The organism is Geovibrio thiophilus, assembly GCF_004087915.1.
GTDB classification, from domain to species: domain Bacteria; phylum Chrysiogenota; class Deferribacteres; order Deferribacterales; family Geovibrionaceae; genus Geovibrio; species Geovibrio thiophilus.
Genome location: NZ_CP035108.1, coordinates 1,718,088 through 1,740,888 on the forward strand (window position 1 = coordinate 1,718,088; position 22,801 = coordinate 1,740,888).

Annotated in this window: 19 protein-coding genes; 12 read left to right on the forward strand and 7 right to left on the reverse strand. The window is 47.3% G+C overall.

What is annotated here, in order from left to right:
- Positions 1 to 67 precede the first annotated feature (67 nt).
- The 5 genes from EP073_RS08140 (at position 68) to EP073_RS08160 (ending at position 6,027) form a co-directional block, all read left to right on the forward strand.
- Complete coding sequence (locus EP073_RS08140; RefSeq protein ID WP_128466656.1) at positions 68 to 1,801, forward strand: TRAP transporter permease; 1,734 nt, start codon at positions 68 to 70, stop codon at positions 1,799 to 1,801.
- 139 nt (positions 1,802 to 1,940) lie between these two features.
- Positions 1,941 to 3,128, forward strand: a complete 1,188-nt coding sequence (locus EP073_RS08145) for an ABC transporter substrate-binding protein (RefSeq protein ID WP_128466657.1) — start codon at positions 1,941 to 1,943, stop codon at positions 3,126 to 3,128.
- 8 nt (positions 3,129 to 3,136) lie between these two features.
- The gene (locus EP073_RS08150) at positions 3,137 to 3,826 is read left to right on the forward strand and encodes a GTP-binding protein (protein ID WP_128467801.1); all 690 of its coding nucleotides are present in this window, start codon (positions 3,137 to 3,139) and stop codon (positions 3,824 to 3,826) included.
- Positions 3,827 to 3,828: 2 nt separating this feature from the next.
- A complete protein-coding gene (locus tag EP073_RS08155; RefSeq protein ID WP_128466658.1) occupies positions 3,829 to 4,827 on the forward strand; it encodes an ATP-binding cassette domain-containing protein in 999 nt (332 codons plus the stop codon).
- A gap of 48 nt (positions 4,828 to 4,875) precedes the next feature.
- Entirely contained in the window at positions 4,876 to 6,027 is a 1,152-nt protein-coding gene (locus EP073_RS08160) for a sensor histidine kinase (RefSeq protein ID WP_164885315.1), read from the forward strand.
- A 194-nt stretch (positions 6,028 to 6,221) separates the two neighbouring features.
- Here the strand turns inward: EP073_RS08160 and nifJ are convergent, their stop codons facing one another.
- Positions 6,222 to 9,812 (reverse strand): pyruvate:ferredoxin (flavodoxin) oxidoreductase, encoded by a 3,591-nt coding sequence (nifJ, locus tag EP073_RS08165; RefSeq protein WP_128466660.1) that lies wholly within the window; start codon positions 9,810 to 9,812, stop codon positions 6,222 to 6,224.
- A 229-nt stretch (positions 9,813 to 10,041) separates the two neighbouring features.
- Between nifJ and EP073_RS08170 the strand changes: the two genes are divergently transcribed.
- The 7 genes from EP073_RS08170 to EP073_RS08200 all read left to right on the forward strand — a co-directional run bounded on the left by EP073_RS08170 (position 10,042) and on the right by EP073_RS08200 (position 16,012).
- Entirely contained in the window at positions 10,042 to 10,830 is a 789-nt protein-coding gene (locus EP073_RS08170) for an MlaE family ABC transporter permease (protein WP_128466661.1), read from the forward strand.
- Positions 10,827 to 11,354: a hypothetical protein gene (locus EP073_RS08175; RefSeq protein WP_128466662.1), complete on the forward strand. Its 528-nt coding sequence runs from the start codon at positions 10,827 to 10,829 to the stop codon at positions 11,352 to 11,354. Before EP073_RS08170 ends, EP073_RS08175 begins: the two co-directional genes overlap by 4 nt.
- Entirely contained in the window at positions 11,315 to 12,298 is a 984-nt protein-coding gene (locus tag EP073_RS08180; protein ID WP_128466663.1) for an MlaD family protein, read from the forward strand. Before EP073_RS08175 ends, EP073_RS08180 begins: the two co-directional genes overlap by 40 nt.
- Positions 12,295 to 12,984, forward strand: coding sequence for a hypothetical protein (locus EP073_RS08185; protein WP_128466664.1), 690 nt, complete (start codon positions 12,295 to 12,297; stop codon positions 12,982 to 12,984). The genes EP073_RS08180 and EP073_RS08185 overlap by 4 nt, the downstream gene beginning before the upstream one ends.
- A gap of 218 nt (positions 12,985 to 13,202) precedes the next feature.
- Positions 13,203 to 13,541, forward strand: a complete 339-nt coding sequence (locus EP073_RS08190; RefSeq protein WP_128466665.1) for a P-II family nitrogen regulator — start codon at positions 13,203 to 13,205, stop codon at positions 13,539 to 13,541.
- A 45-nt stretch (positions 13,542 to 13,586) separates the two neighbouring features.
- The gene (gene glnA / locus EP073_RS08195) at positions 13,587 to 14,996 is read left to right on the forward strand and encodes a type I glutamate--ammonia ligase (RefSeq protein ID WP_128466666.1); all 1,410 of its coding nucleotides are present in this window, start codon (positions 13,587 to 13,589) and stop codon (positions 14,994 to 14,996) included.
- Positions 14,997 to 15,187: 191 nt separating this feature from the next.
- A complete protein-coding gene (locus tag EP073_RS08200; RefSeq protein WP_128466667.1) occupies positions 15,188 to 16,012 on the forward strand; it encodes an MBL fold metallo-hydrolase in 825 nt (274 codons plus the stop codon).
- Here EP073_RS08200 and EP073_RS08205 read toward each other — a convergent pair.
- The 6 genes from EP073_RS08205 to EP073_RS08230 form a co-directional block, all read right to left on the reverse strand.
- Positions 16,009 to 16,281, reverse strand: coding sequence for a GSU3529 family protein (locus EP073_RS08205; protein WP_128466668.1), 273 nt, complete (start codon positions 16,279 to 16,281; stop codon positions 16,009 to 16,011). The two genes, EP073_RS08200 and EP073_RS08205, sit on opposite strands and share 4 nt — an antisense overlap.
- A 137-nt stretch (positions 16,282 to 16,418) precedes the next feature.
- The gene (locus EP073_RS08210; RefSeq protein ID WP_241653982.1) at positions 16,419 to 17,978 is read right to left on the reverse strand and encodes an ABC1 kinase family protein; all 1,560 of its coding nucleotides are present in this window, start codon (positions 17,976 to 17,978) and stop codon (positions 16,419 to 16,421) included.
- Positions 17,979 to 18,257 (reverse strand): phasin family protein, encoded by a 279-nt coding sequence (locus EP073_RS08215; protein WP_128466669.1) that lies wholly within the window; start codon positions 18,255 to 18,257, stop codon positions 17,979 to 17,981. It lies immediately after the preceding gene.
- 225 nt (positions 18,258 to 18,482) lie between these two features.
- Positions 18,483 to 20,069, reverse strand: coding sequence for a citramalate synthase (gene cimA, locus EP073_RS08220; RefSeq protein WP_128466670.1), 1,587 nt, complete (start codon positions 20,067 to 20,069; stop codon positions 18,483 to 18,485).
- Between the two features lies 1 nt (position 20,070).
- Positions 20,071 to 21,285 (reverse strand): aspartate kinase, encoded by a 1,215-nt coding sequence (locus tag EP073_RS08225; protein WP_128466671.1) that lies wholly within the window; start codon positions 21,283 to 21,285, stop codon positions 20,071 to 20,073.
- A gap of 292 nt (positions 21,286 to 21,577) precedes the next feature.
- Positions 21,578 to 22,744, reverse strand: a complete 1,167-nt coding sequence (locus EP073_RS08230) for a cofactor-independent phosphoglycerate mutase (protein WP_128466672.1) — start codon at positions 22,742 to 22,744, stop codon at positions 21,578 to 21,580.
- Positions 22,745 to 22,801: the final 57 nt, after the last annotated feature.

Sequence of the window (22,801 nt, forward strand, 5' to 3'; positions counted from 1 at the left end):
ACAATATGCGGCAGGGATACTCCTGCCGCTTTTATTAGGGTTAATCTGGTTTTTTCGGAGGACTTAAGTGTACGATAACCTTACAAAAATTGAAAAATACCTTTACGATGGGATGGCGCTTTTTCTCGTTCTCTTCTATTCATACTCGGCGCTTGTAGTGCCCGCCGCCACCCAGTACCACAAAGGAGTGTATGTCTTTGTTACATATATTCTTGTCTTTCTGGTTTACAAATCAAAAAGCATATTCTTCCGCATAGTGGATTATATACTATTGATTCTGTCAGCGGTAACCGTCATCTACTTCATGATGAACTTTGAAGCCCTGAACTACAGAACAGGTGCGGAAACGCAGACAGACGGAATCATAGCCATAATAGGCGTGCTGATAGGCATTGAAGTCGCCCGCAGAGCAGTGGGAACTGTGTTTGTGGTACTCGGGGCGGTTCTTCTCCTGTACGGCGTCTACGGACCTTACGCACCGGAGCTTCTTATGCACCCGGGCGGCTCCTTCATGGAAATATGTGTAACCTGTTTCTATAAAAACGACGGAGTGTTCGGCATAATGGCGGATGTTCTTGCCACGTACGTGCTTCTGTTCGTTATATTCGGAGCCTTCCTTGAAAAGTCCGGTGCTCAGAAATTCTTCATTGATCTGCCCGTTGTTCTTGTGGGACACAAAACGGGCGGTCCTGCCAAGGTCGCGGTTATCGCCAGCGCGCTTTTCGGTTCAATATCGGGCAGCGCCATAGCGAATACAGTGTCAACCGGAGCCTTCACTATTCCTCTCATGAAAAAAGTCGGCTTCAAGCCCCACGTGGCAGGCGCCATTGAACCTGCGGCGTCCATAGGCGGAATGTTTATGCCTCCAATCATGGGCGCAGGCGGCTTCATCATGGCGGAGCTTACGGGCATCCCCTATTCCAAGATCATGCTTATAGCAATCTTCCCCGCGATGATGTACTTCTTCAGTGTTTTCGTAATGGTTCACTTTGAAGCGAAGATTCATAACATCAGAGGCGAAAAGTCCGAAGAATCCGCAATGAAAATCTTCAAAGAAGGCTGGTATTACATCCTTCCTCTGGGAGTTATCACCGTGCTCATGATCATCGGCTACGATGCTGGTCTCTCAGCAGTGGTGGGTATACTCACATGCCTTGTGATAAGCTGGTTTAAGAAGGAAACGAGAATAGACCTCGGCGGAATGGTGGACGCCGCGAGAAAAGGCGCGGAAAGCAGTCTTAAAATCGGCGCTACTGTTGGTGTAATCGGTATTATCATCGCCATGCTCACGTTCAGCGGTCTTATACTCACCTTCGCTGATATAGTGATCGGACTGGCGGAAGGAAAGCTCTGGCTTACAATTCTGCTCATTGCTCTTGCATCCCTCATCCTCGGCATGGGTGTTCCGGTTACGGCGGCTTACCTCATCACGGCTGTTGTCGCAGTGCCTGCGCTGACTCACCTAGGCGTAAGCCCAATAGCGGCGCATATGATTGTTTACTGGCTCAGTCAGGATTCAAATATAACACCTCCGGTGTGCATAGCGGCATTCGCGGGAGCAGCCATAGCAGAGGCGCATATGTGGAAAACAGCGTTCAACGCTTTTAAGTTCGCGAAATTTCTATACCTTGCGCCGTTCCTGTTCGGTTATGTGCCGGCTTTCTCTCTGGACGGCTCATCCATGGATATAGTCAAGGCATTCATACTGATAATAATCGGTACATGGCTGTATTCGTATCTGCTCAGCTTCGCATGGTACTACACAATAAAAAACAGGTTCATACCCGCTAAAGCGGCATAAGATTTTTCAGACCGGAGATAAAACTCCGGTCTTTTTTTGTTTTATTTGACACCAGTCAATTCATTTTTCCGACCATGCTTTATATTTAGACTCACAAAGACGAATAAACGGGTTATAAATATAAATTGCAGAGGTAAACATGAGCTTTTCGCAGATGACAATCAAAGAAATAATCGATAACCACCCCGAGACAAGAGACATATTCGTATCCAACGGGTTTGAACACTTTAAAGACGATGCCAAGCTTAACACTCTGGGCAAATTCCTTAAGCTGGAAACAGCCCTGAAAAATAAAAAGTTTGATGTGGATACCTTCGTGGCGCTCCTTGAGGACAAAGTGAACTCCAACGAAGCTGCGGCGGATGTTACTCTTAAAAAAACTAAAACAGAAGGCGCAGTGAGCATGAAGGGGCTTCTCCCCTGCCCTGTGCGCCTGCCCATACTTGAAAAGATAGACGCTTACGCCGAAAGCGAAGGCGTGTCGGTTGCGTATAAGCTCGAAGCAGCCTCTATCGGTGCCGACTGGATGAACGCTGAGATAAGAAACGCCGAATCGGTTGACTCTCTGGCGGACATTTACCTCTCCGCAGGGTTTGAGCTTTTCTTCAGCAAAAGCTTCCGTGATAAGCTTCATGCGGACGGCAGCTTCAAAAACCTCGTTGAAACAGGCATAAACGCCAGATTCACAGACCTGAAGCTTGAAGACCCGAGAAACATTCTCTCCATAGTTTCCCTTGTGCCCGCGGTGTTCATGCTGAACCTTGAGGAGCAGGGAGACCTGCCCGAACCGAAAACATGGGCTGATCTCCTCCGCCCTGAATATGAAAACAAAGTTGCTCTCCCCGTGGGCGACTTCGATCTCTTTAACGCCATCCTCCTGAATATATACAAAGATCACGGTATAGAGGGCGTGAGGAAGCTGGGCAAATGCCTTATCAGATCAATGCACCCTGCGGAAATGGTTAAGAATGCGGGAAAAAAGGTTGCAGGCAAGCCTTATATCACTATCATGCCCTATTTCTTCACCAAGATGCTCGCAGGACTCAAGACTGTTAAGGTTTACTTCCCTGAGGACGGAGCGATTGTGAGCCCTGTTTTCATGCTGGCAAGGGATAAAGAGGGCGTGCGCCCCCTTGCTCAGGCTGTCGCGGGAAAAGAAATTGGTGAAATTCTCACACAGAAAGGGCTTTTCCCTTCCACTCACCCCGAGGTGCAGAACGTTCTGCCAGATTACGCCCCGTTTAAGTGGATCGGCTGGGATTTTATAGAGAATAATGATATTGATCAGATAATAGAAGAAACAATGAACATATTCAAAAACTCCTGAGGTTTATGATGAAATTTATAACAGTTTCCGGACCCCCTTCATCGGGCAAAACATCGGTAATTCTGAAAACCATAGATGCTCTCGCCTCCAGAGAGCTTAAGACAGGCGTAGTCAAATTTGACTGCCTCACGACGGACGACGACAAGCTGTACGAGAAAAAAGGTATTCCTGTCAAAAAAGGTCTTTCCGGCGCGTTATGCCCCGATCACTTCTTCGTAAGCAATGTTGAAGAGTGTGTACGCTGGGGAAAAGACAAAGGACTTGATATACTCATAAGTGAGAGCGCCGGACTCTGCAACAGATGCTCTCCGCACATAAAAGACATCACGGCAGTATGCGTGATTGACAACCTCAGCGGAGTGAACACGCCCAAGAAGATTGGTCCCATGCTGAAGTCCGCTGATATAGTGATCATCACCAAGGGCGACATAGTATCTCAGGCGGAAAGGGAGGTCTTCGCGTCCAGAGTGAAGATAGCAAACCCCGCAGCTACCATAATGAACGTGAACGGTATCACCGGACAGGGCGCTTATGAGCTTTCACGTCTGTTCATCAGCGGTGATGAAATAGAAACTCTCAAGGGACGCATGCTGAGATTTTCCATGCCTTCCGCTCTCTGCTCCTACTGCCTCGGCGAAAGGAGAATCGGCGACAGCTACCAGATGGGCAACGTCCGTAAAATGGATATGGAGGAATAATAATGAAAAAAGCCGCCGACAGGAAATTTTCCGAACAGACATACATGACCGATTTTTTTGAGAGCTTCGGTCTTAAAATAGAGAATATGGCTATAACCCCTGCTGAGTACATAAGCAGCGTGCCCGAAGAGAAGCTTGAGGATCTGGGCATTGAGCCTGAAACCTTTTTCATTTCCCTTGAAGCTTTCGTAGCGGATTTTGAGTCCATGATGAGCGACAAGGGAATGAACGTTGAAAGCCTCACCATCGTGGGCGGACAGGACAAAAGCGGAAATCCGGAAAATGTTAAGCTAACTATAAACAAAGGTGATATAATCTGCATAGTAGGACCTACCGGCTCGGGTAAAAGCCGCCTGCTGGCGGATATAGAATGGCTGGCGGACGGAGACACCCCCACCGGAAGGCGGATTCTGATAAACGGTGAAAAACCGGATCTATCAATACGCTATTCTCCTGAGCATAAGCTTGTGGCGCAGCTTTCGCAGAACATGAACTTTGTCATGGACTTAACAGCGGAAGAGTTCGTTATGATGCACGCTGAAAGCAGGCTTGTGGAAAACCCCGCGGAGAAAACAGCGCTGATAATCGAGCAGGCAAATATGCTTGCGGGGGAACAATTTAAACCGGATACTCCCGTAACCTCCCTCAGCGGCGGTCAGTCCCGTGCGCTGATGATAGCGGACACAGCCTTTCTGAGCAAGTCGCCGGTTGTTCTTGTTGATGAGATCGAAAACGCCGGAATCGACAGAAAAAAAGCTCTGGAACTGCTTGTGAAGGAAGAGAAGCTTGTTCTCATGGCGACTCATGACCCTATCCTTGCTCTCATGGGCTCAAAAAGGATTGTGATAAAAAACGGCGGAATACACGAGATCATAGAAACTTCTTCAGAGGAAAGGGGAAGCCTTGAAGCTCTGCGTAAGCTGGATGAAAAACTTCTCACTATGAGGAACATTCTGAGAACCGGCGGAAGGTTGAATAATATCGATGATACAATAATTTAGGTTGCAGATGATACGGCTTTTCAGTATTGTCGTTTGATGAGGAACTATTTGGAAGAAAATGAAAATCTGCATACGTTTTTTGCATCTGCGCAGAGAACTCCCCATGAGGAAATAGTCCGGAAAGCCCGGGAGGTCAGAAGCGCCCCGTACATTGCGCAGATACTGGATTCTCTGCCGGATACCGTTGCGGTTCTGGACGAAAACAGACAGATTATCTTCGCGAATAAGCTCCTTTTGACCCTCCTCGGTCTGCCCGATCAGGAAAAACTCATAGGCATGCGCCCCGGAGAAGCTCTGGCGTGCATGCACGCCTTTGCGGACGGCTGTCCATCCTGCGGAACAACGGAATACTGCTCCCAGTGCGGCGCTGTGGGAGCTATTCTCGGCGCGAACCTGCTTGCTGATGAAATAAAGGAATGCAGAATAGTCACCGAGCATGGAGATGCGTTCGATCTTCTCGTCACAACAAGAATAATCCCGGTAAACAACTCAGAATACATACTTTTCATAGCCAAAAACATTGCTGACGAAAAACGGAGAATCATTCTGGAGAGAATTTTCTACCACGATATATCAAACCTCGCCGGGGTAATCCACACCATGAGCGATATACTCAAGGACTCCCCTCCCCCTGCGGACTGCTCTGAATACCACAGCATTCTCTACGGAACCTCAAAAGCACTGGTGGAGGAGGTTCAGTCCCACAGGCTGCTGAGCCTTGCCGAATCCAAGGAGCTGGTAATAAATATTGAGCGTGCGGACAGTCTGTCCATTGCCGGCGAAGCAGTGATGATCTATTCCAACCACAGTGCCGCTTTCCAGAGAGAAGTTGCCGTCGCGGAAAACTCAGAACAGATCTTTTTTGAAACTGATAAAACGATCCTGAGAAGAGTTCTCGGCAATATGATAAAAAACGCCCTTGAAGCCAGCCTCGAAGGTGAAAAAGTAATCACAGGCTGCTACAGAAAAAATGAAAATGCTGTTTTCTTCGTCCACAACAACGGGTTCATGCCCAAGGATGTCCAGCTGCAGGTTTTCCAGCGCTCCTTCTCCACCAAAGGCAAAGGGCGGGGCTTAGGCACATACAGCATTAAGCTTCTCGCCGAAAATTATCTCAAAGGCAAAGTTCGCTTTGAAACAAGCAAAGAGAACGGAACAACCTTCTTCGCGGAGCTGCCTCTCTCGTATTCTCCTTTCTGACTGCCTGCTTTTAGTAATCTTTTCAACTGACAAACTCGGAATTTGATATTGCGGATATATGAGATTGCTTCACTAAAGCTGCAATGACAGTAAGTTATGTCACTGCGATGAACGAGGCGATGTGGCAGTCTCAGATTATTGTCCCTGATAAAAAAAGAGCCCTCCGTTTCCGGAGGGCACTGAAGCTTTTTGAATTATTTGCTGCAATCCATCTTTTCAGCAAGCTGTTTGTAGATGGAGAATCTGCGTTTAACTTTCTCGTCCGCTATTTCTGCGAGTTCTTTCGCTTTTTCGGGGAACATTTTCTGAACAACCTTGAACCTGTTCTCAGTGGCCATGAAGTCTTTCAGAGCCATGGAGGGATCCTTGCTGTCAAAAGTCAGGGGGTTTTCTCCCGCCGCGAACTTGTCGGGATGGAAGCGGAACAGAGGCCAGTAGCCGGAGTTGACGGCTCTTTTCTGAGCGTCCACTCCGCTTGTCATGTCTATACCGTGGGCAATGCAGTGTGAGTAAGCAAGGATGATTGAGGGACCGTTGTACTGCTCCGCTTCAACAAACGCTTTGATGCACTGCGCGGGGTTCGCGAGAGACACCTTCGCCACATATATATGACCGTAAGTCATTGCTATCATGCCAAGGTCTTTTTTCTCAGCCACTTTACCGGAGAAAGCAAACTTCGCGGCAGCGCCTATTGGCGTTGATTTGGAAGCCTGACCGCCCGTATTTGAGTAAACCTCGGTATCAAGAACCAGAACATTAATGTTCTCTGATGCAGCAAGAACATGATCAAGACCGCCGTAGCCTATGTCATATGCCCATCCGTCACCGCCGAGAATCCATACGGACTTCTTAACGAGATAGTCGGCAAGCGAAACAAGGTTTTTGCCGTCTTCCGTTCCGAGCTTTTCAGCCTGAGCTTTGAGCTTGGCGATTCTTTCTCTCTGCTGTTCTATCTGGAGCTGGTCTTTCTGTTCAGCATTAAGGATTTCAGCCACAAGAGCCTTGTCCAGCTTGTCGCTGAGTTTTTCTATGAGCTCTTTCGCCTGAAGCTCAAACTGGTCAACAGTGAGTCTCATGCCGTAGCCGAACTCCGCGTTGTCCTCGAACAGTGAGTTCGACCATGCGGGTCCTCTGCCGTCGCACCTTGTGGTATATGGTGTTGTGGGCAGGTTCCCGCCGTAAATCGATGAGCAGCCTGTGGCGTTGGCGATTATCGCTCTGTCGCCGAAAAGCTGCGCAAGCAGTTTAACATAAGGAGTCTCGCCGCAGCCTGCGCATGCGCCTGAGAACTCAAACATATGGGGAGAAAGCTGGCTGCCCTTGAGCGAGTTCTTATTATATTTCTCAACGGGAAGCTCAGGAATAGTGAGGAAGAAAGCGAAGTTTTCCGCTTCCTGATCTCTGATTTCATGCTGAGGCTTCATATTGATGGCTTTAACTGAAGGATCCGTTTTGCTCTTCGCAGGGCAGTTATGAACGCAGGCACCGCAGCCAGTGCAGTCTTCGGGAGCAAGCTGAACAGTGAATTTCATGCCTGCGAACTCTTTTCCTCTGGCATCGCTTGATTTAAAGCTTTTGGGAGCCTTGTCAAGGACAGCGGGATCGTAAACCATTGTCCTGATCGAAGCGTGAGGGCATACGAATGAGCAGATCGCGCACTGGATGCAGAGTTCCTCTTCCCAAACAGGAGCGTTGATAGCGATGTTGCGTTTTTCAAACTTAGCCGTTCCTGTGGGGAAAGTGCCGTCGATCGGAAGCTGTGAAACAGTGACTTCATCCCCTCTGTTGGCGACAAGCACGCTTGTAACCTCTTTAACAAAAGGAGTGGCGTCTTTGTCCGTCACGCAGTTGTTTACTATGGGGAAAGGAATAACTTCGTTTTCCTTAACGCCGAGCTTGTCCTCTTTTGAGTAGTCAACCTCAAAAAGCTCTGTTGAACCGGCCTCAACTGACTTGAGGTTCATGTTCACGACTTTTTCGCCGTATCTGCCGTAGGATTTTTTAATGGCGTCGCTGATCGCTTCCACTGCTTTGTCAAAGGGGAGAATGCCTGATTCCTTGAAAAACGCAGTCTGGAGTATAACGTTGTATCTTGAGCCGAGACCGATCTTCTCGGCAGCGTCAACAGCGTTGATTACAAAGAACTTCGCTTTTTTAGCGATGATCTGTTTTTTAACTATTTCGGGCAGGTGGCTCCATACAGTGTCCTTATCGAACTGGCTGTTAAGGAGGAATGTTCCGCCGGGTCTGAGGTATTTAAGCATTTCATATTTGTCGAGGAACGAGAAGTTGTGGCATGCCACGAAATCCGCTTCCTGAACAAGATATGAGCTTTTTATTGTTTTTTTGCCGAAACGCAGGTGAGAGGTGGTCATTGAGCCTGCTTTCTTTGAATCGTAAACGAAGTACGCCTGAACATTGTTGTCGGTGTACTCACCGATGATTTTGGCTGAGTTTTTGTTCGCGCCCACGGTACCGTCTGAACCGAGACCGAAGAACATAGCGTTGTAAACGCCGTCTCTGGGAGTAAGCCAGTTAGGATCGTAAGACAGGCTTGTTTTATTGAGGTCGTCTTCTATACCGACAGAGAAGCCGTTCATGGGCTCGTCTTTATCAAGGTTGTCAAAAACAGCCTTAACCATAGAGGGCGTAAACTCTTTTGAACCGAGTCCGTATCTTCCGCCGACTATCACAGGGTAGCCCTCAAACTTGAACATCTTTTTCTGCATGGCTTCGCCGATTGCGGTGCGGACATCAAGGTACATAGGCTCGCCTATTGAACCGGGCTCTTTTGTTCTGTCAAGAACAGCCATTTTCTTAACCGTTTTAGGGAGAGCGTTTATGAAATCAGCAAGGGGGAAAGGTCTGTACAGCCTGATTTTTATGATACCGACTTTTTCACCGAGTGAGGTCATGTACTCCACGGCTTCCTCGGCAACATCAGCGCCGGAACCCATGATGATGACAACTTTCTCGGCGTCCGGAGCTCCGAAGTAGTCAACAAGATTATATTGTCTGCCCGTAAGGTCGGCAAATTTGTTCATCTGATTCTGCATAATGGCAGGGAAGTCTGAGTAGAATTTATTGGCAGTTTCACGGCTCTGGAAGAATACATCGGGGTTCTGCGCAGTACCCTTTATGGTGGGACAGTCAGGTGTGAGCGCTCTGGCTCTGTGGCTGCGCACGAGCTCGTCGCTGATCATCGATCTCATATCTTCGAGAGTAAGCTCTTCTGTGGTGCGGATTTCATGTGAAGTCCTGAAACCGTCGAAGAAGTGGAGAACAGGGATTCTGCCCTCAAGGGTTGCCGCCTGAGATATGAGAGCGAAGTCCATAACCTCCTGCGGGTTGTTTGAACAGAGCATAGACCAGCCTGTCTGGCGGCAGCTCATAACATCGGAATGATCTCCGAAAATGGAAAGAGCATGTGACGCTATGGCTCTTGCGCTTACATGGAAAACAGTGGGAGTAAGCTCGCCGGCTATTTTCAGCATGTTGGGAATCATAAGCAGAAGACCCTGCGAAGCAGTGAAGGTGGTGGTGAGTGCTCCGGTCGAAAGTGCTCCGTGAACAGTGCCTGAGGCTCCGCCTTCAGACTGAAGCTCAACAACTCTGGGAACCGTACCCCAGATGTTAACTTCGCCGACAGCGCTTTTTTCGTCTGCAATTTCGCCCATTACAGAAGAGGGAGTGATGGGATAAATCGCTATGACTTCATTGGTTGCATGGGCAACATGGGCGGCAGCGGTATTGCCGTCGATGTTGACTTTTCTTCTGGTAGCCATTATTCCTCCTTGGTTTTGAGTATTTGACAAGATCCTTACGGTTGCAGAATATAGAACCTGAATAATAGACCTGATTTAAATCTTCTAAAGTTTATAACAATAATTCAAAAATGCGTCAACCGTTTTATAATCACGCTTTCAGTTACTTTTTTATAAAAAAAATTAATGATAAATTAAAACGTTTTAATGATATTGGTTGATTTTCGCCGCAGATTTAATATAATTTATTATGGAAAATTATATCAGAAAATTTGGGCGCAATTTTATTGATCTTGCCGTTTTTTTTCACGGGTTTACCATCTTCTCAAACAAGGTTATAAAAACCTTTTTCAAGCTTAAGTTATTTAACCCTGCGGTGGGGTTGGTCTTTGTCAGACAGATATATTTCACGGGCGTTCAGATCCTCCCTGTTTATATCGTTATATCGCTCATAATAGGCGTTGCCATGGTTGGTTCGCTGATGCAGGCGGCGGATCTCGTCGGCGGAATTGATCAGTTGGGAAGAATCATGGTTGTCATATCATTCAACCAGATCGCCCCTCTCGTCACATCCATACTCCTTGCGCTCCGTTCCGCCACGGCGGTAACCGCCGAAATCGCGCTGATGAAAATGAACAGAGAGATAGACACGCTTCAGTCACTCTCCATAGATCCGTTTGAATATCTTTATCTTCCCCGAATCGCAGCGGGCGTTATATGTATGATGGCGCTCTCCACTATATTCGTGTGCGTATCGCTTCTCGGCGGCTATTTTATCCTCAGCTTCCTTCAGGATATGTCGCTGGACTACATGCTGACCACTATATTTGACAACCTCGAAGTTTTGGATATTATCACCTTCCTTGTAAAGGTTTTCTTCCTCGGTTTCGCCCTGATGAGCATACCGATCTACACTGCTCTTGAAACCAAGGAAGCAGTCACTGAAATACCCATTGCCCTGCTGAGAGGAATGATGAGACTTTTTTACGCGTTCATACTCATACAGATATTCACCGTTATGCTGGGGATGTACCTATGACAAGCACATTTATCTACTACACCAGCGAAACACAGAAAGACGAATGGCTCTCAAGAATACTTGAATTTACGGACAGAGAGCACATAGGTATTGTTACAAGCAGACTTCCCGTCATAGGCAATCTTTCCGTTTTTGAAAACATCATGCTGCCCGCAAGTTATCACTTCAACCTCAGTCTGAAGGAAGGACGGAAGATGATAGAGAACGATCTCAAGCGGCTGGGAATCTCTCATGTAATTGATGCAAGACCGGATTTCCTCACTGATTATGAAAGACTTCTTGTCAAGTATCTTCAGGTGACCTACCTTCAGCCTAAGTGGATAATCATTGTCAGCCCCAGAAGGATGTACGCCGCCGAATACGAAGAGAAATTCAAGGATTTTTTACGTTGTGAAACAAGAGATAATTCGGTTATTATCGATCATATAAACCACAGGTACCTGTTTCAGGATCTCGAAAACTACACGGAGCTGGATTTTGAATTATGGCTGGAAATAAATTTGCGAACCTCGAACTCAAAGTAGGGCTTTTTGTTATAATATCCGCCGCCCTTATGGCGGCTATTCTTGTGACTTTCGCCATTAAGAAAAAGCTCTTCATGCCTAAAATAAATGTCTCCATATATACTGATTCCGGCGACGGCATAACGAAAAGCATGCCTGTAAAATACGCAGGGTTCACTATATCAAGGGTCTATGAAGTTGAACTCATGGATGACGGAAATGTTGTCCTCCATACCAAAATACCGAAGCAGTATACCAAGTGGATCAAGCAGGACTCTGTTGTGAAGCTCGCATCACAGAACATAATAGGCTCAAGTTTTATAGTTTTCAGCGGCGGCTCCGCGGATTCCATAGAAATAGCCGACGGAACCAAGTTTAACCTCACACGTGAGGGCGGTCTCGCTGCGCTCATAGAGCAGGCTCAGCCCGTTATTGACGATGTTAAAGAGATTGTGAACAATGTCGCCAACATTACCCAGACGATAGAAGATCAAAGCAGAAATATTGACAGATTTTTCAGCGGTCTCGGGGACGTGGGTGACGACCTGCATAATAAAACAGGCTCGGTTGGCTACCTTGTCCGCAGCGACTATATTAAGGACGAAGTCAGAAATATAGTCAGCAGAATAGAAGTTCTCCAGACACAGCTTAACGACATAGCCGGAAATGTTAATACCAAGGTTGACCGCACGGATGAATCAATAGACAAACTTAACAACGCCCTGCAAGCATTCAAGGAGGGTGTGCAGTCTGTCCAGAAAGCCGTTGAAAGCGCTCAGCCCACCATAGAAAACGCTAACAAAATCTCCGGCGATGTGGCGGAGGCCACAGACAACATCACAGAGATTAAAAATCAGGCGGATTCCATACTCAAAACATCCGACAGAATCCTCTACAACCTTGAACAGAGGTGGCCTTTTAATGACGGCTCCGTTATCACGGGCGAGAAGGTGAAGCTGCCATGAGAAAGTTAATACTCATAACCGCCCTTTTAATAGCCGCTGCCGCCTGCGGACAGAAACAGAAGAGTTCCTCGGAATATATTTATGCAGCCTCACTGCATAAAAACTATTCCTCCTATTACTACAAAGGGCAGAGAAAAATGGCGGAGATAACCTTTTATAAGGCTGTTGACGCCTTCCAGAGAATGGATTCTGTTTGCAATATATCCCGTCTTTACATAACAAGGTACGTTCTCGCTGAACAGGATGCCGCCGGTGAAGATCTCGCCAAGGCAGCAGCCTATGCGGAAACAGGCGGATGCGGCGGAGAAAAAGCCCTCACAGGATTCCTCACAGGAGATAATGTTACGGATTCAGACAGTCTTGAGGAACCCTTCTCTCTCATTGCGGAATTTGAGCAGACAGGAAAATACTCAGATGTGCTGTCCTACGCCGAGAACAAAAGCACTCTCAGCGACTCAGCAGTGAGGCTTTACAGGCTCGTTGCTGCAAAAATAACTGAAACAGAACCTGAAAAAGCTTATGAACTTGCGGAAAAAGCAAGAATCATAGACAGTACATACGGATGGACTCTCGGTCTCTCCAGAGATCTGGATATAATGATTAAAGCTTACGGAAAACTTGGCAGGGATGCTTCCGCTCTCATTGAGAGAAAACGGCTCATAGACGCAAAGCTGACTAACAATTAATCACTCCTTGGTCAGTTTTTAACCGCTTATAACCCGTTCAGCAGCTTAAAAGTGCTTTTTTATGAGTAAGTGAGGAGGATTTTCAAAATCTCTCTTCATACGGAAGCCGAGAATGACAAGGCTCATTTTGTCTGAAACCTTACAAAAAAGAAATAAATGCAGGTGCTCTGCTCCTTTTGGCACTGCAATTGCTTTAATTAAATGCGCGGAGGTTGAACTTGAAAAAGATTGAAGCAATCATCAAACCATTCAAACTTGACGATGTGAAAGAAAAGCTCACCGAAGTCGGTATCAGAGGCATCACTATCTCCGAAGTAAAAGGATTCGGCAGGCAGAAAGGTCATACTGAACTGTACAGAGGTGCAGAGTACGTGATCGATTTTATTCCCAAAATCAAAATCGAAGTTGTGCTTCCTGACGAAATGGTGGACGACGCGGTTAACATCATTATGGAGTCTGCCAAAACAGGGCGCATCGGTGACGGCAAAATTTTCGTCACATCCATTGATCAGATTGTAAGAATAAGAACAGGAGAAACAGGAGAGGAAGCCCTTTAAGAAATAAGAAAAGGGATCTTCTTCCATAGAATTTTAGGAGGCGACATGACAGCTAAGGAATTGCTTAAAGTTATTAAAGAACAGGAGATCAGACTGATTGACATCAGATTCTGCGATTTCCTCGGAACGTGGCAGCACACCACTATCCCCAGCCACCAGTTCACTGAAGACTTCTTCGAAGAAGGTCTCGGATTTGACGGTTCAAGTATCAGAGGATGGCAGGCCATCAACAACAGTGATATGATCCTGCTTCCCGATGCTTCTACGGCTTTCATAGATCCCTTCATGGATATTCCCACTATGGTTGTATCCTGCAACGTTTTTGATCCCATCAGCAAGGAACGTTACTCCAGAGACCCCAGAAACATCGCTCTTAAGGCAATCAACTACCTTAAAGGCACCGGCATAGCTGACACCTCCTACTTCGGACCCGAAGCTGAATTTTTCGTATTTGACAACATTCAGTATTCTTCAGGCAAAAACGAAGGCTTCTACTTCATCGATTCTGACGAAGGCGACTGGAACTCAGGCAGAGACGAAGGCAACAACCTTGGCTACAAAGTAAGACCGAAAGAAGGCTACTTCCCCTGCCAGCCCACTGATACGCTTGCAAACCTCAGGGGTGAGATGGTTCTTAAAATGGAAGAGCTCGGACTTATTATCGAAAACAGCCACCATGAAGTTGCCACCGGCGGTCAGTGTGAAATAGACATGAAGTTCTCTCCCATGGTTGAAATGGCTGACATGCTCATGAAATACAAATATGTAGTTAAAAACGTTGCCCGTCAGTACGGCAAAACAGCTACATTCATGCCCAAACCCCTCTACGGAGACAACGGTTCAGGCATGCACTGCCACCAGTCTCTCTGGAAAGACGGCAAACCTCTCTTTGCCGGCGATTCATACGCAGGACTCAGCGAAATGGGTCTCTACTACATAGGCGGTATCATCAAACACGCTAAAGCTATAGCTGCTTTCACCAACCCCGGAACAAACTCCTACAAACGTCTTGTCCCCGGTTTTGAAGCTCCCGTAAGCCTTGCTTACTCTTCAAGAAACAGATCAGCTTCCATCAGAATACCCATGTACTCCGCTTCACCCAAAGCAAAAAGGATCGAAGTACGCTTCCCCGACCCCACATGCAACCCATACCTTGCGTTCACAGTAATGCTTCTTGCAGGTCTGGACGGTATACAGAACAAAATTGATCCGGGCGAGCCCATGGATAAAAACCTTTATGACCTTGACCCCATCGAGCTTTCAGCTATTCCCCAGATGCCCGCATCTCTCGGCGAAGCGCTTGACGCTCTTGAAAAAGACCACGAATTCCTTCTTAAGGGAGACGTTTTCACTGAAGACGTTATCTCTTCATGGATCGAATGGAAAAGGGAAGAAATCACTGCCGTTAACAGCAGACCCCATCCCCATGAATTCTTCCTCTACTACGACGCGTAAAAAGTCAACTTCCGCAAGACTTTTCACGGAGCGCCCTGTTTTCAGGGCGCTCTTTTTTTTAATAAAAATCCGTACATACTGTCGGATTTTTAAACACGCTCGCGGCGGGGTAAACCCGCCTTCGCTCCGCACGGCGCAGCCGAAGAATCCCTTTCTCTTCTATCTTCATTAAAAATGAGCTATAGTTAAATATGATAAAACTTACTGTAACAGCCGACAACTACACCGACTCCCTCAATCTCTGCGCTGAACACGGCTTTTCCTGTGTGCTGGAAACAGATAATCTCAGCATACTTCTGGACACAGGTCAGGGAATGGCGCTTAAGAACAATCTGGCTGTCCTCGGCTTCAAAAATAAGTTCGACATAGCCGTAATCACACATGGGCATTACGACCACACAGGCGGGCTCACAGAAGCCTTGAGAAACGGTTCTGCCCTTGCTGACAGGCTCTATGTCCATGAAAACATATTTGCCGGGCATATGAAGAAAAATCCCAACGGCACGTTCAGCTTCATAGGTGTGGATGCGGACGAAAATAACCTCGGAAACCTCTACTCCCTTACAAAAGTTAAGGGTAAAACGGAGATAGCTGAAAACATATTCCTTTGCGGCGAAATTCCCCGGTACACCGATTTTTCAGCCGATGAGAACCTGTATATCCAGACTCCCGCTGGCTGTGTGAAAGATCCTTTTGATGATGAGATTTTCCTTGTAATAATAGATGATGAAAGCCTTGTTGTGGTCACAGGCTGCTCCCACTGCGGAATAATGAATATAATCGAACATACGGAAAGACTCTTTCCGTCCAGCCCCATACGCTCACTCATAGGCGGGTTTCATCTATTCAGGGCTGATGAGGCGCAGGCGGCTCAGGTGGCGGATTATCTGAAACAGAAAAAAATATCTAATCTGCTAACCGGGCACTGCACAGGGATTGACTCGTTTTACACGATTAAAAACATAATCGGCGACAGCGTACGGATGACCAAGGCAGGGCTGCAATGCCTTGTTTAACTCCTCTTCACGCTTGATTTAATATAGCAGACAACGTATTCAATATCACTGACGGACGCGCCAAGCTTCTCGCAGCACGCCTCGGCGTAGGTATGGTAATCCAGAACCATATCCGCAAGATCACCCACTATTTTGGATTTTGAAGAAAAATACGTGGGTCTGGAGGCTATTTCCATCACGGAATCGGCAACATGATCCGGCAGGTCGAGCTCGTTCTGCGCTTTTATCACAGCAGATCTCAGCTTTTCAAAAACGTTGTTCTGTTCCATCTTATCACCGCTGGGCTGAGTAAAGCCGCATAATAAAAGAGCGCCGCGTGACGGCACTCGTATGTATCATTATAACACATCGTTCTTTTATTGCAAGGAAGCTGTTCACTGGGAATTGTAAAGAAAGGCAAAGATAATCAGATTGTAAAAATCACCTTGAGCAGTCCTGCACCGAAAACCATGCTGCCTATGAGTGGACTGTGCTCAAACCCGAGAAATACGATAAAAAAGCCTGTAATCATCGTCAGAATACCATAAGCAAGGGGGCGGTAATATATCCGTGAGCGTTCCCTTATGTAGTCTATGCTCTCACGGGAGAGCTTGATTTCAAGGGAATCGTCGCTCATGCTGTTTATGATCTTTTTGATCTTTTTGTATGTCATGGGTATTTCCATGACCTCGCCCTTAAGCTGATCCAGCATCCGTCCGTCCAAGCCGAGAGCCTTGGGTAAGTTTTCCTTGAGAATGGGCAAAATGTCCTTAATACCGTTGAAATTGCTGATGTAAGTCGTTCCAAGTCCTTCTATAATTGAGCTTACCCGCATTATATAAATTGCCTCCTGCGGGAGCTTGAAGGGCATGGCTTTAACAGTGTTAAGCACCTCAAAAGCAAGAACCTGCATGCTTTTGGCGTCCAGTGTTTCGTCGGAAAATATATCGAACATCCGCTCCGCTGCTTCCTGAAGCAGGGCATCAGGGGCATCCGCAGCAACTATGCCCAGCTTTTTGCAGGCACGGACATAGGTTTCAAAATCTCTCTCGTTGGCTGATTTGATAAGCTCAATGATAGAGCGTCTCGTGTATTCGCTGATCCTTTTCACCATGCCGAAATCAAGGAGGATCAGCTCACCCTCTGCGGTCACAAGCAGGTTGCCCGGATGCGGATCCGCATGGAAAAAGCCCTTCACAAGCATCTGCTGGGTATAAAAATATATCAGCTTGCCCATAATATCCTTAATGCTGATATTCAGACGGGTGAGCACCTTTTTATCATCAAACCTGTAGCCGTGCTCAAAGCTCATCACAAGAGCATCGGATGAGCAGTATTTCTCATAGGGTGTCGGAAACCTGATACCGCTGTCCGGATATGTGACAATAAATTTTTTCAGGTTGAGAAGCTCAGCGTACAGATCAACCTCTTTGCGGATCATGTCAGTGAACTCGGCTATGACCGCTTCGACGGAATTTTTGGTATACTCGGAGAAAAGAGGCTTAAAAAGCCCGTTGAACAGGCTCAGAATGCGGATGTCCGCATTTACTACCTTCTCAATATTCAGCCTTCTCAGCTTCACAGCCACTTCAGTTCCGTTCATCAGCACAGCGTGGTGCACCTGCCCTATGGAAGCGCTGGCTATGGGAGTTTCAAGAAAGGTGACGAAGTGCCTGTTTTCTCCGAAAGCTTTTTTGTAAACGGCGTCAAAGTCCTTCTTACTCATTTTCGGGATGTCGTCATGCAGATCCCGAAGCTCCTCAAGGTAGTCCTCTGTAAAAAAATCCGCTCTTGTGGCAAGCACCTGCGCAAGTTTGATGAAGCTCGCCCCGAGGGCATAAATATACTGCTTCAGCCTCTTTGGGTTAAGGGGCTTCATCAGCAGAAAGCTTTTTTTGTCCTTTATAATCAGAAACACGGTGAGAAGAACCATGAAAACACGGTATATCCTCACCGGAGAGTATAGATTAAAAAAGGCTGACTTCACTTATTTTTTCTCTTCAATAAGCTTTTTCAGCTCTTCCAGATCCTCTTTTGTGGCTACGCCTATTTCGGAAAGAACTTTCTTAACTTTTTCTTTCAGTTTTTTATCAAACTCATCCTCAAAGGCTTTCGCCTTGGTTTTGGCTTCTTCGTACTTCTGCTTAAACTCTTCCTTGCCGCCCTTGCCCTTTTCCTTCAGTTCCTCAAGTTCCTTTTCCATCCTTTCCTTGGCAGTAAGCGCAGCACCGAGACCTGCGTAAAATAAGTCTTTAAGTTCGTCCATGGAAAGCCTCCTTAAGTTAAAGCGCACTGAATTGTCATATGATAACAAAATACACCCTGAAAGGGTAAATTGCCACGTATTGATTGATAAAGGATAAAAAAAATCCCGGCTATATGCTTTAAGGGGGGAGGAGGGATAAAGCATAGAGATAGCCGGGCAAGATTCTATTTAACTTTTACTTGTTACTAACTTAACAATCCTATTATACAGCAAAAAATTCAAGTTTCAAGTGTTTTGCGCATTTTCCCTGTCTTTCAGAAGTTTATACTCAATGGAGTCGATCAGCGCCTGATAGCTTGCCTCGATGATGTTGTGAGCCACGCCTACAGTACCCCATGTGTCGTTGTCATCCTTGGATTCGATAAGCACTCTGGTAAGCGCCTGAGTACCCGTTCCGGTGGTAAGGATGCGCACCTTGTAATCGGCAAGAGTCATGCCGTTTAAGTTAGGGTAAAATCTGGAAAGAGCCTTCCTGATAGCGTTATCCAGAGCATTAACCGGACCGTTGCCGGTTGCTGCTGTGTGCTCGGTTTCGCCCTGAACCTCGATCATCACGGTAGCTTCCGCTACTGTGCTGTCGCTTTTGTCTCTCATTTCATCAATAACCCTGAAGTTTAATGAATCAAAAAATGGCTCAAACCTGCCCATAGCCTTGCGCATGAGAAGTTCAAAGGAAGCTTCGGCTCCTTCGTACTGGAAGCCTTTGTTTTCAAGCTCCTTGAGCTTCTCTACCACTCCGGTTATAGCGGGATCATTACTGTCAATATCCAGACCGAAATCCTTAGCCTTGTAGATAAGGTTGCTTTTGCCTGAAAGGTCGGAGACCAGAACACGCTGAGTGTTGCCCACCAGCTCCGGCTCTATGTGCTCGTAAGTGCGTGAGTTTTTCATAATAGCGCTTACGTGCACCCCGCCCTTGTGGGCAAACGCCGAGCGCCCCACATAAGGCTGATGAATATTATGCTTGAGGTTGCCGAGTTCATTTACCAGACGGGAAAGCACCCTGAGTTTTTTCAGGTTTGCCGCAGGCACGCACTCAAAACCGTATTTAAGCTGCAAATTGGGGATTACGGATGCGAGGTTGGCGTTTCCGCATCTCTCCCCGTATCCGTTCATTGTTCCCTGAACCTGCGTTATGCCGTGCTTCACAGCAAGTGTGGAGTTGGCAACGGCACAGTCGCTGTCGTTATGGCAGTGTATTCCCAGCGGATAAGTGCCGACATGCTTCTTCACGTCCTCAATTATCTCAACCAGACTGTCCGGCAGCGTGCCGCCGTTGGTATCACAGAGAACAAGGCAGTCCGCGCCCGCTTCTTTGGCGGCGAAAAGGGTTTTGATGGCGTATTCCCTGTTGGCTTTATAACCATCGAAGAAATGCTCCGCATCATAGAAAACCCTGTCCACTTTGCTCTTGAGATAGCTCACGGAACTGTGGATAAGCTCAAGATTCTCTTCCGGAGAGAGCTTAAGCGCTTCTCTTACGTGGAGGTCCCACGTCTTGCCGAAAATAGTGAGATTCGGAACCTCCGCTTCAAGGAGAGCCTGAAGATTTTCATCGGTCTCACAGCTTCTCTTCGCCCTTCTTGTGCTGCCGAATGCGGCAATACTGTCAATGGGCGCCGAGGACTTTTTGATTGCCTTGAAAAACTCAATATCACGAGGGTTGGAACCGGGCCAGCCCCCTTCTATGAAACGTATTCCGAAGTCGCAGAACGCTTCTGCGAGCCTTACCTTATCCTTTACCGTGAAGTTGACATCCTCAGCCTGAGTTCCGTCCCTCAGGAGGGTGTCATATATATCGACTTTAGTCATTCTAATCCTCTACAAAAGCCTCATGAAGAACTCTTACCGCGAGTTCTGCAAATTTTTCATCAACAACGCATGACACCTTGATTTCGCTTGTGGTTATCATCTGTATGTTAATGCTGTTTGCGGCAAGGACTTCAAACATCTTCGCGGCAACACCGGCGTGGCTTCTCATGCCGACGCCCACTATTGAGACTTTCGCGATGTCTTCGTCCGCCAGAACCTCCTTCGCTCCTATCTCTTTTGCAGTTTCTCTGCAAACCGTGAGCGAACGGCTAAGGTCGGTTTTTGATACGGTGAAGGAAAGATCTGTGTTTCCTTCTGTGCTGACGTTCTGGATTATAACGTCAACGTTTATTGCCTCTTTAGCAAGCCTGCTGAAAATTGTGGCGGCTATGCCGGGTCTGTCGGGTACACTTTTTATTGTAATTTTAGCCTGATTTTTATCGCTTGCTACGCCTCTTACTACTACCTGCTCCATTTCGTCGTCCTCCTTAGTAACCAAAGTTCCGGGTTTGTCTTCAAGGGATGAAAGCACCATTATGTCAACATTATAGTTCATGCCGAACTCAACGCTTCTTGACTGAAGCACTTTTGCGCCGAGAGAGGCAAGTTCCAGCATTTCGTCATAGCTGATCTTGTCAAGCTTTTTGGCTTTTCTTACGATTCTGGGGTCGCCGGTGTATATGCCGTCAACATCCGTATATATTTCGCATACATCTGCCTTGATGGCAGCGGCGATTGCAACGGCGGAGGTGTCTGAGCCTCCTCTGCCGAGGGTTGCTATGTCGTTCGTAACGGGGTTGTAGCCCTGAAATCCGGCAACGATGCAGATCTTGCCGTCGGCAAGTTCCTTTTTAATCCTTGCGCCGTCAATCTTCATAATGCGGGCTTTGGAGTGAGCGTGGTCAGTCTCCAGACCGATCTGTATTCCTGAGAGGGAAACGGCTTTGTAGCCCATGGAGATAAGTGCCTGAGCCACAAGAGGGCAGCTTGCGGATTCGCCCGTGGAGACAAGCGCGTCATACTCTCTCAGGTCGTAGTCCTTATCGATTTCCTTCAGAAGACCGATCAGTCTGTCCGTTTCACCGGACATGGCGGAGGACGTGACTACAACATCATGCCCCTGATCCTTTTTCTTTGCAATAATTTTGGCGACATTTTTAATCCGTTCGATGGAACCAACACTCGTTCCGCCGAATTTCATCACTACAAGGCTCACTTTACCCTCCTTTTGCTCTCTATTGACATCTGAATCTGCACATCCTGTCAGATTTCAGATACACGCTCGCGCCGTGATAAACACGGCTCCGCTCCGCACGGCGTCAGCACATCCATGTGCTTCCCACTCTGCACTGTGCACAGCTAAATATCAGCAAATTTCAAAATACTTCCGACATCTGAATCTGCACATCCTGTCAGATTTCAGATACACGCTCGCGCCGTGATAAACACGGCTCCGCTCCGCACGGCGTCAGCACATCCATGTGCTTCCCACTCTGCACTGTGCACAGCTAAATAACGGCAGATTTCAGAAAATACTGCGCTATTTTGTAACCTTCCTCCATAAAGAAAGCGGGTTTGACAAACTCATTATACTCGATATTAGAGTCAGCTTCCACGCCGGAACCGTATATAATCGCCGGTACGGGCTCATTGACGTGGGTACGGATCTTAACGGGCGTCGGGTGATCGGGTGTAACCAGAATCCGGTAGTCACCGAAGGAACGAAGTCCGTCCAGCAGGATGGGGAGCATTCTGCTGTTTATATTCTCCACGGCACGCACTTTCTCCTCTATGCTGCCCATGTGTCCCGCCTCATCGGGGGCTTCCACATGGAGAAAAACATAGTCGCACTCGTTAAAGGCTTTCACGGCGTATTCCGCCTTGCCTTCAAAGTTGGTGTCTATGAAGCCTGTTGCGCCGGGAACGTTTATTATATTCATGCCCGCAAATGTACCTATGCCTTTGATAAGGTCAACAGCGGCAATTACGGAGCCTTTCAGCCCGTACATATCCTTAAACAGCGGAAGCATCGGTCTGCCGCCCTCACCCCAGAGCCAGATGGCGTTGGCACGGTCGTAAGTGTTTTCTTTAAAAACTTCCGATGCCTTAGTGAGTATAGCATTAATTTTATCAGAACCTTTGCCCGTCGGAAGATATTTTTTTATCTCCTGCCCCATAATGTCGTGAGGAGGTGTGGTTTTGAGCTCAAAGTCCGCGTCACGGATGATCATGATGTTGCGGTATCCCACGCCGGAGTAGAACTCCACGCTGTCATCCCTGAAAAGTTCATTAAGGGCAGCAACAGCGGATTTTGCCGTATCGCCTGAGATGTGGTGTGCGCTGAAATCGTCCATCACAAGACCGTCATCGGTCAAGGAAACGAGATTGCAGCGGAAAGCCATATCCTTCTCGCCGAGGGTGATCCCCATTGCTCCGGCCTCAAGAGGGCTTCTGCCTGTGTAGTATTTAAAAGGGTCGTACCCCATAACGGAGAGGTTGCATATATCGCTGCCCGGATAAAGCCCGCCGTGCGCAGTGCGTATGAAGCCGCAGGCACCGCCCTTTGCCATAAAGTCAAAGTTTGATGTGTCAGCGTACTGCATCACGGTTTTGTCACCGAGTTCCGCGATTTTATGGTCGCTCATTCCGTCGCATAACAGAACAAGATATTTCATTTTAAACCTGCCTTATAAAAAAATATTCATCCGGTCGGGGAACAGCCGTTCCGCGCA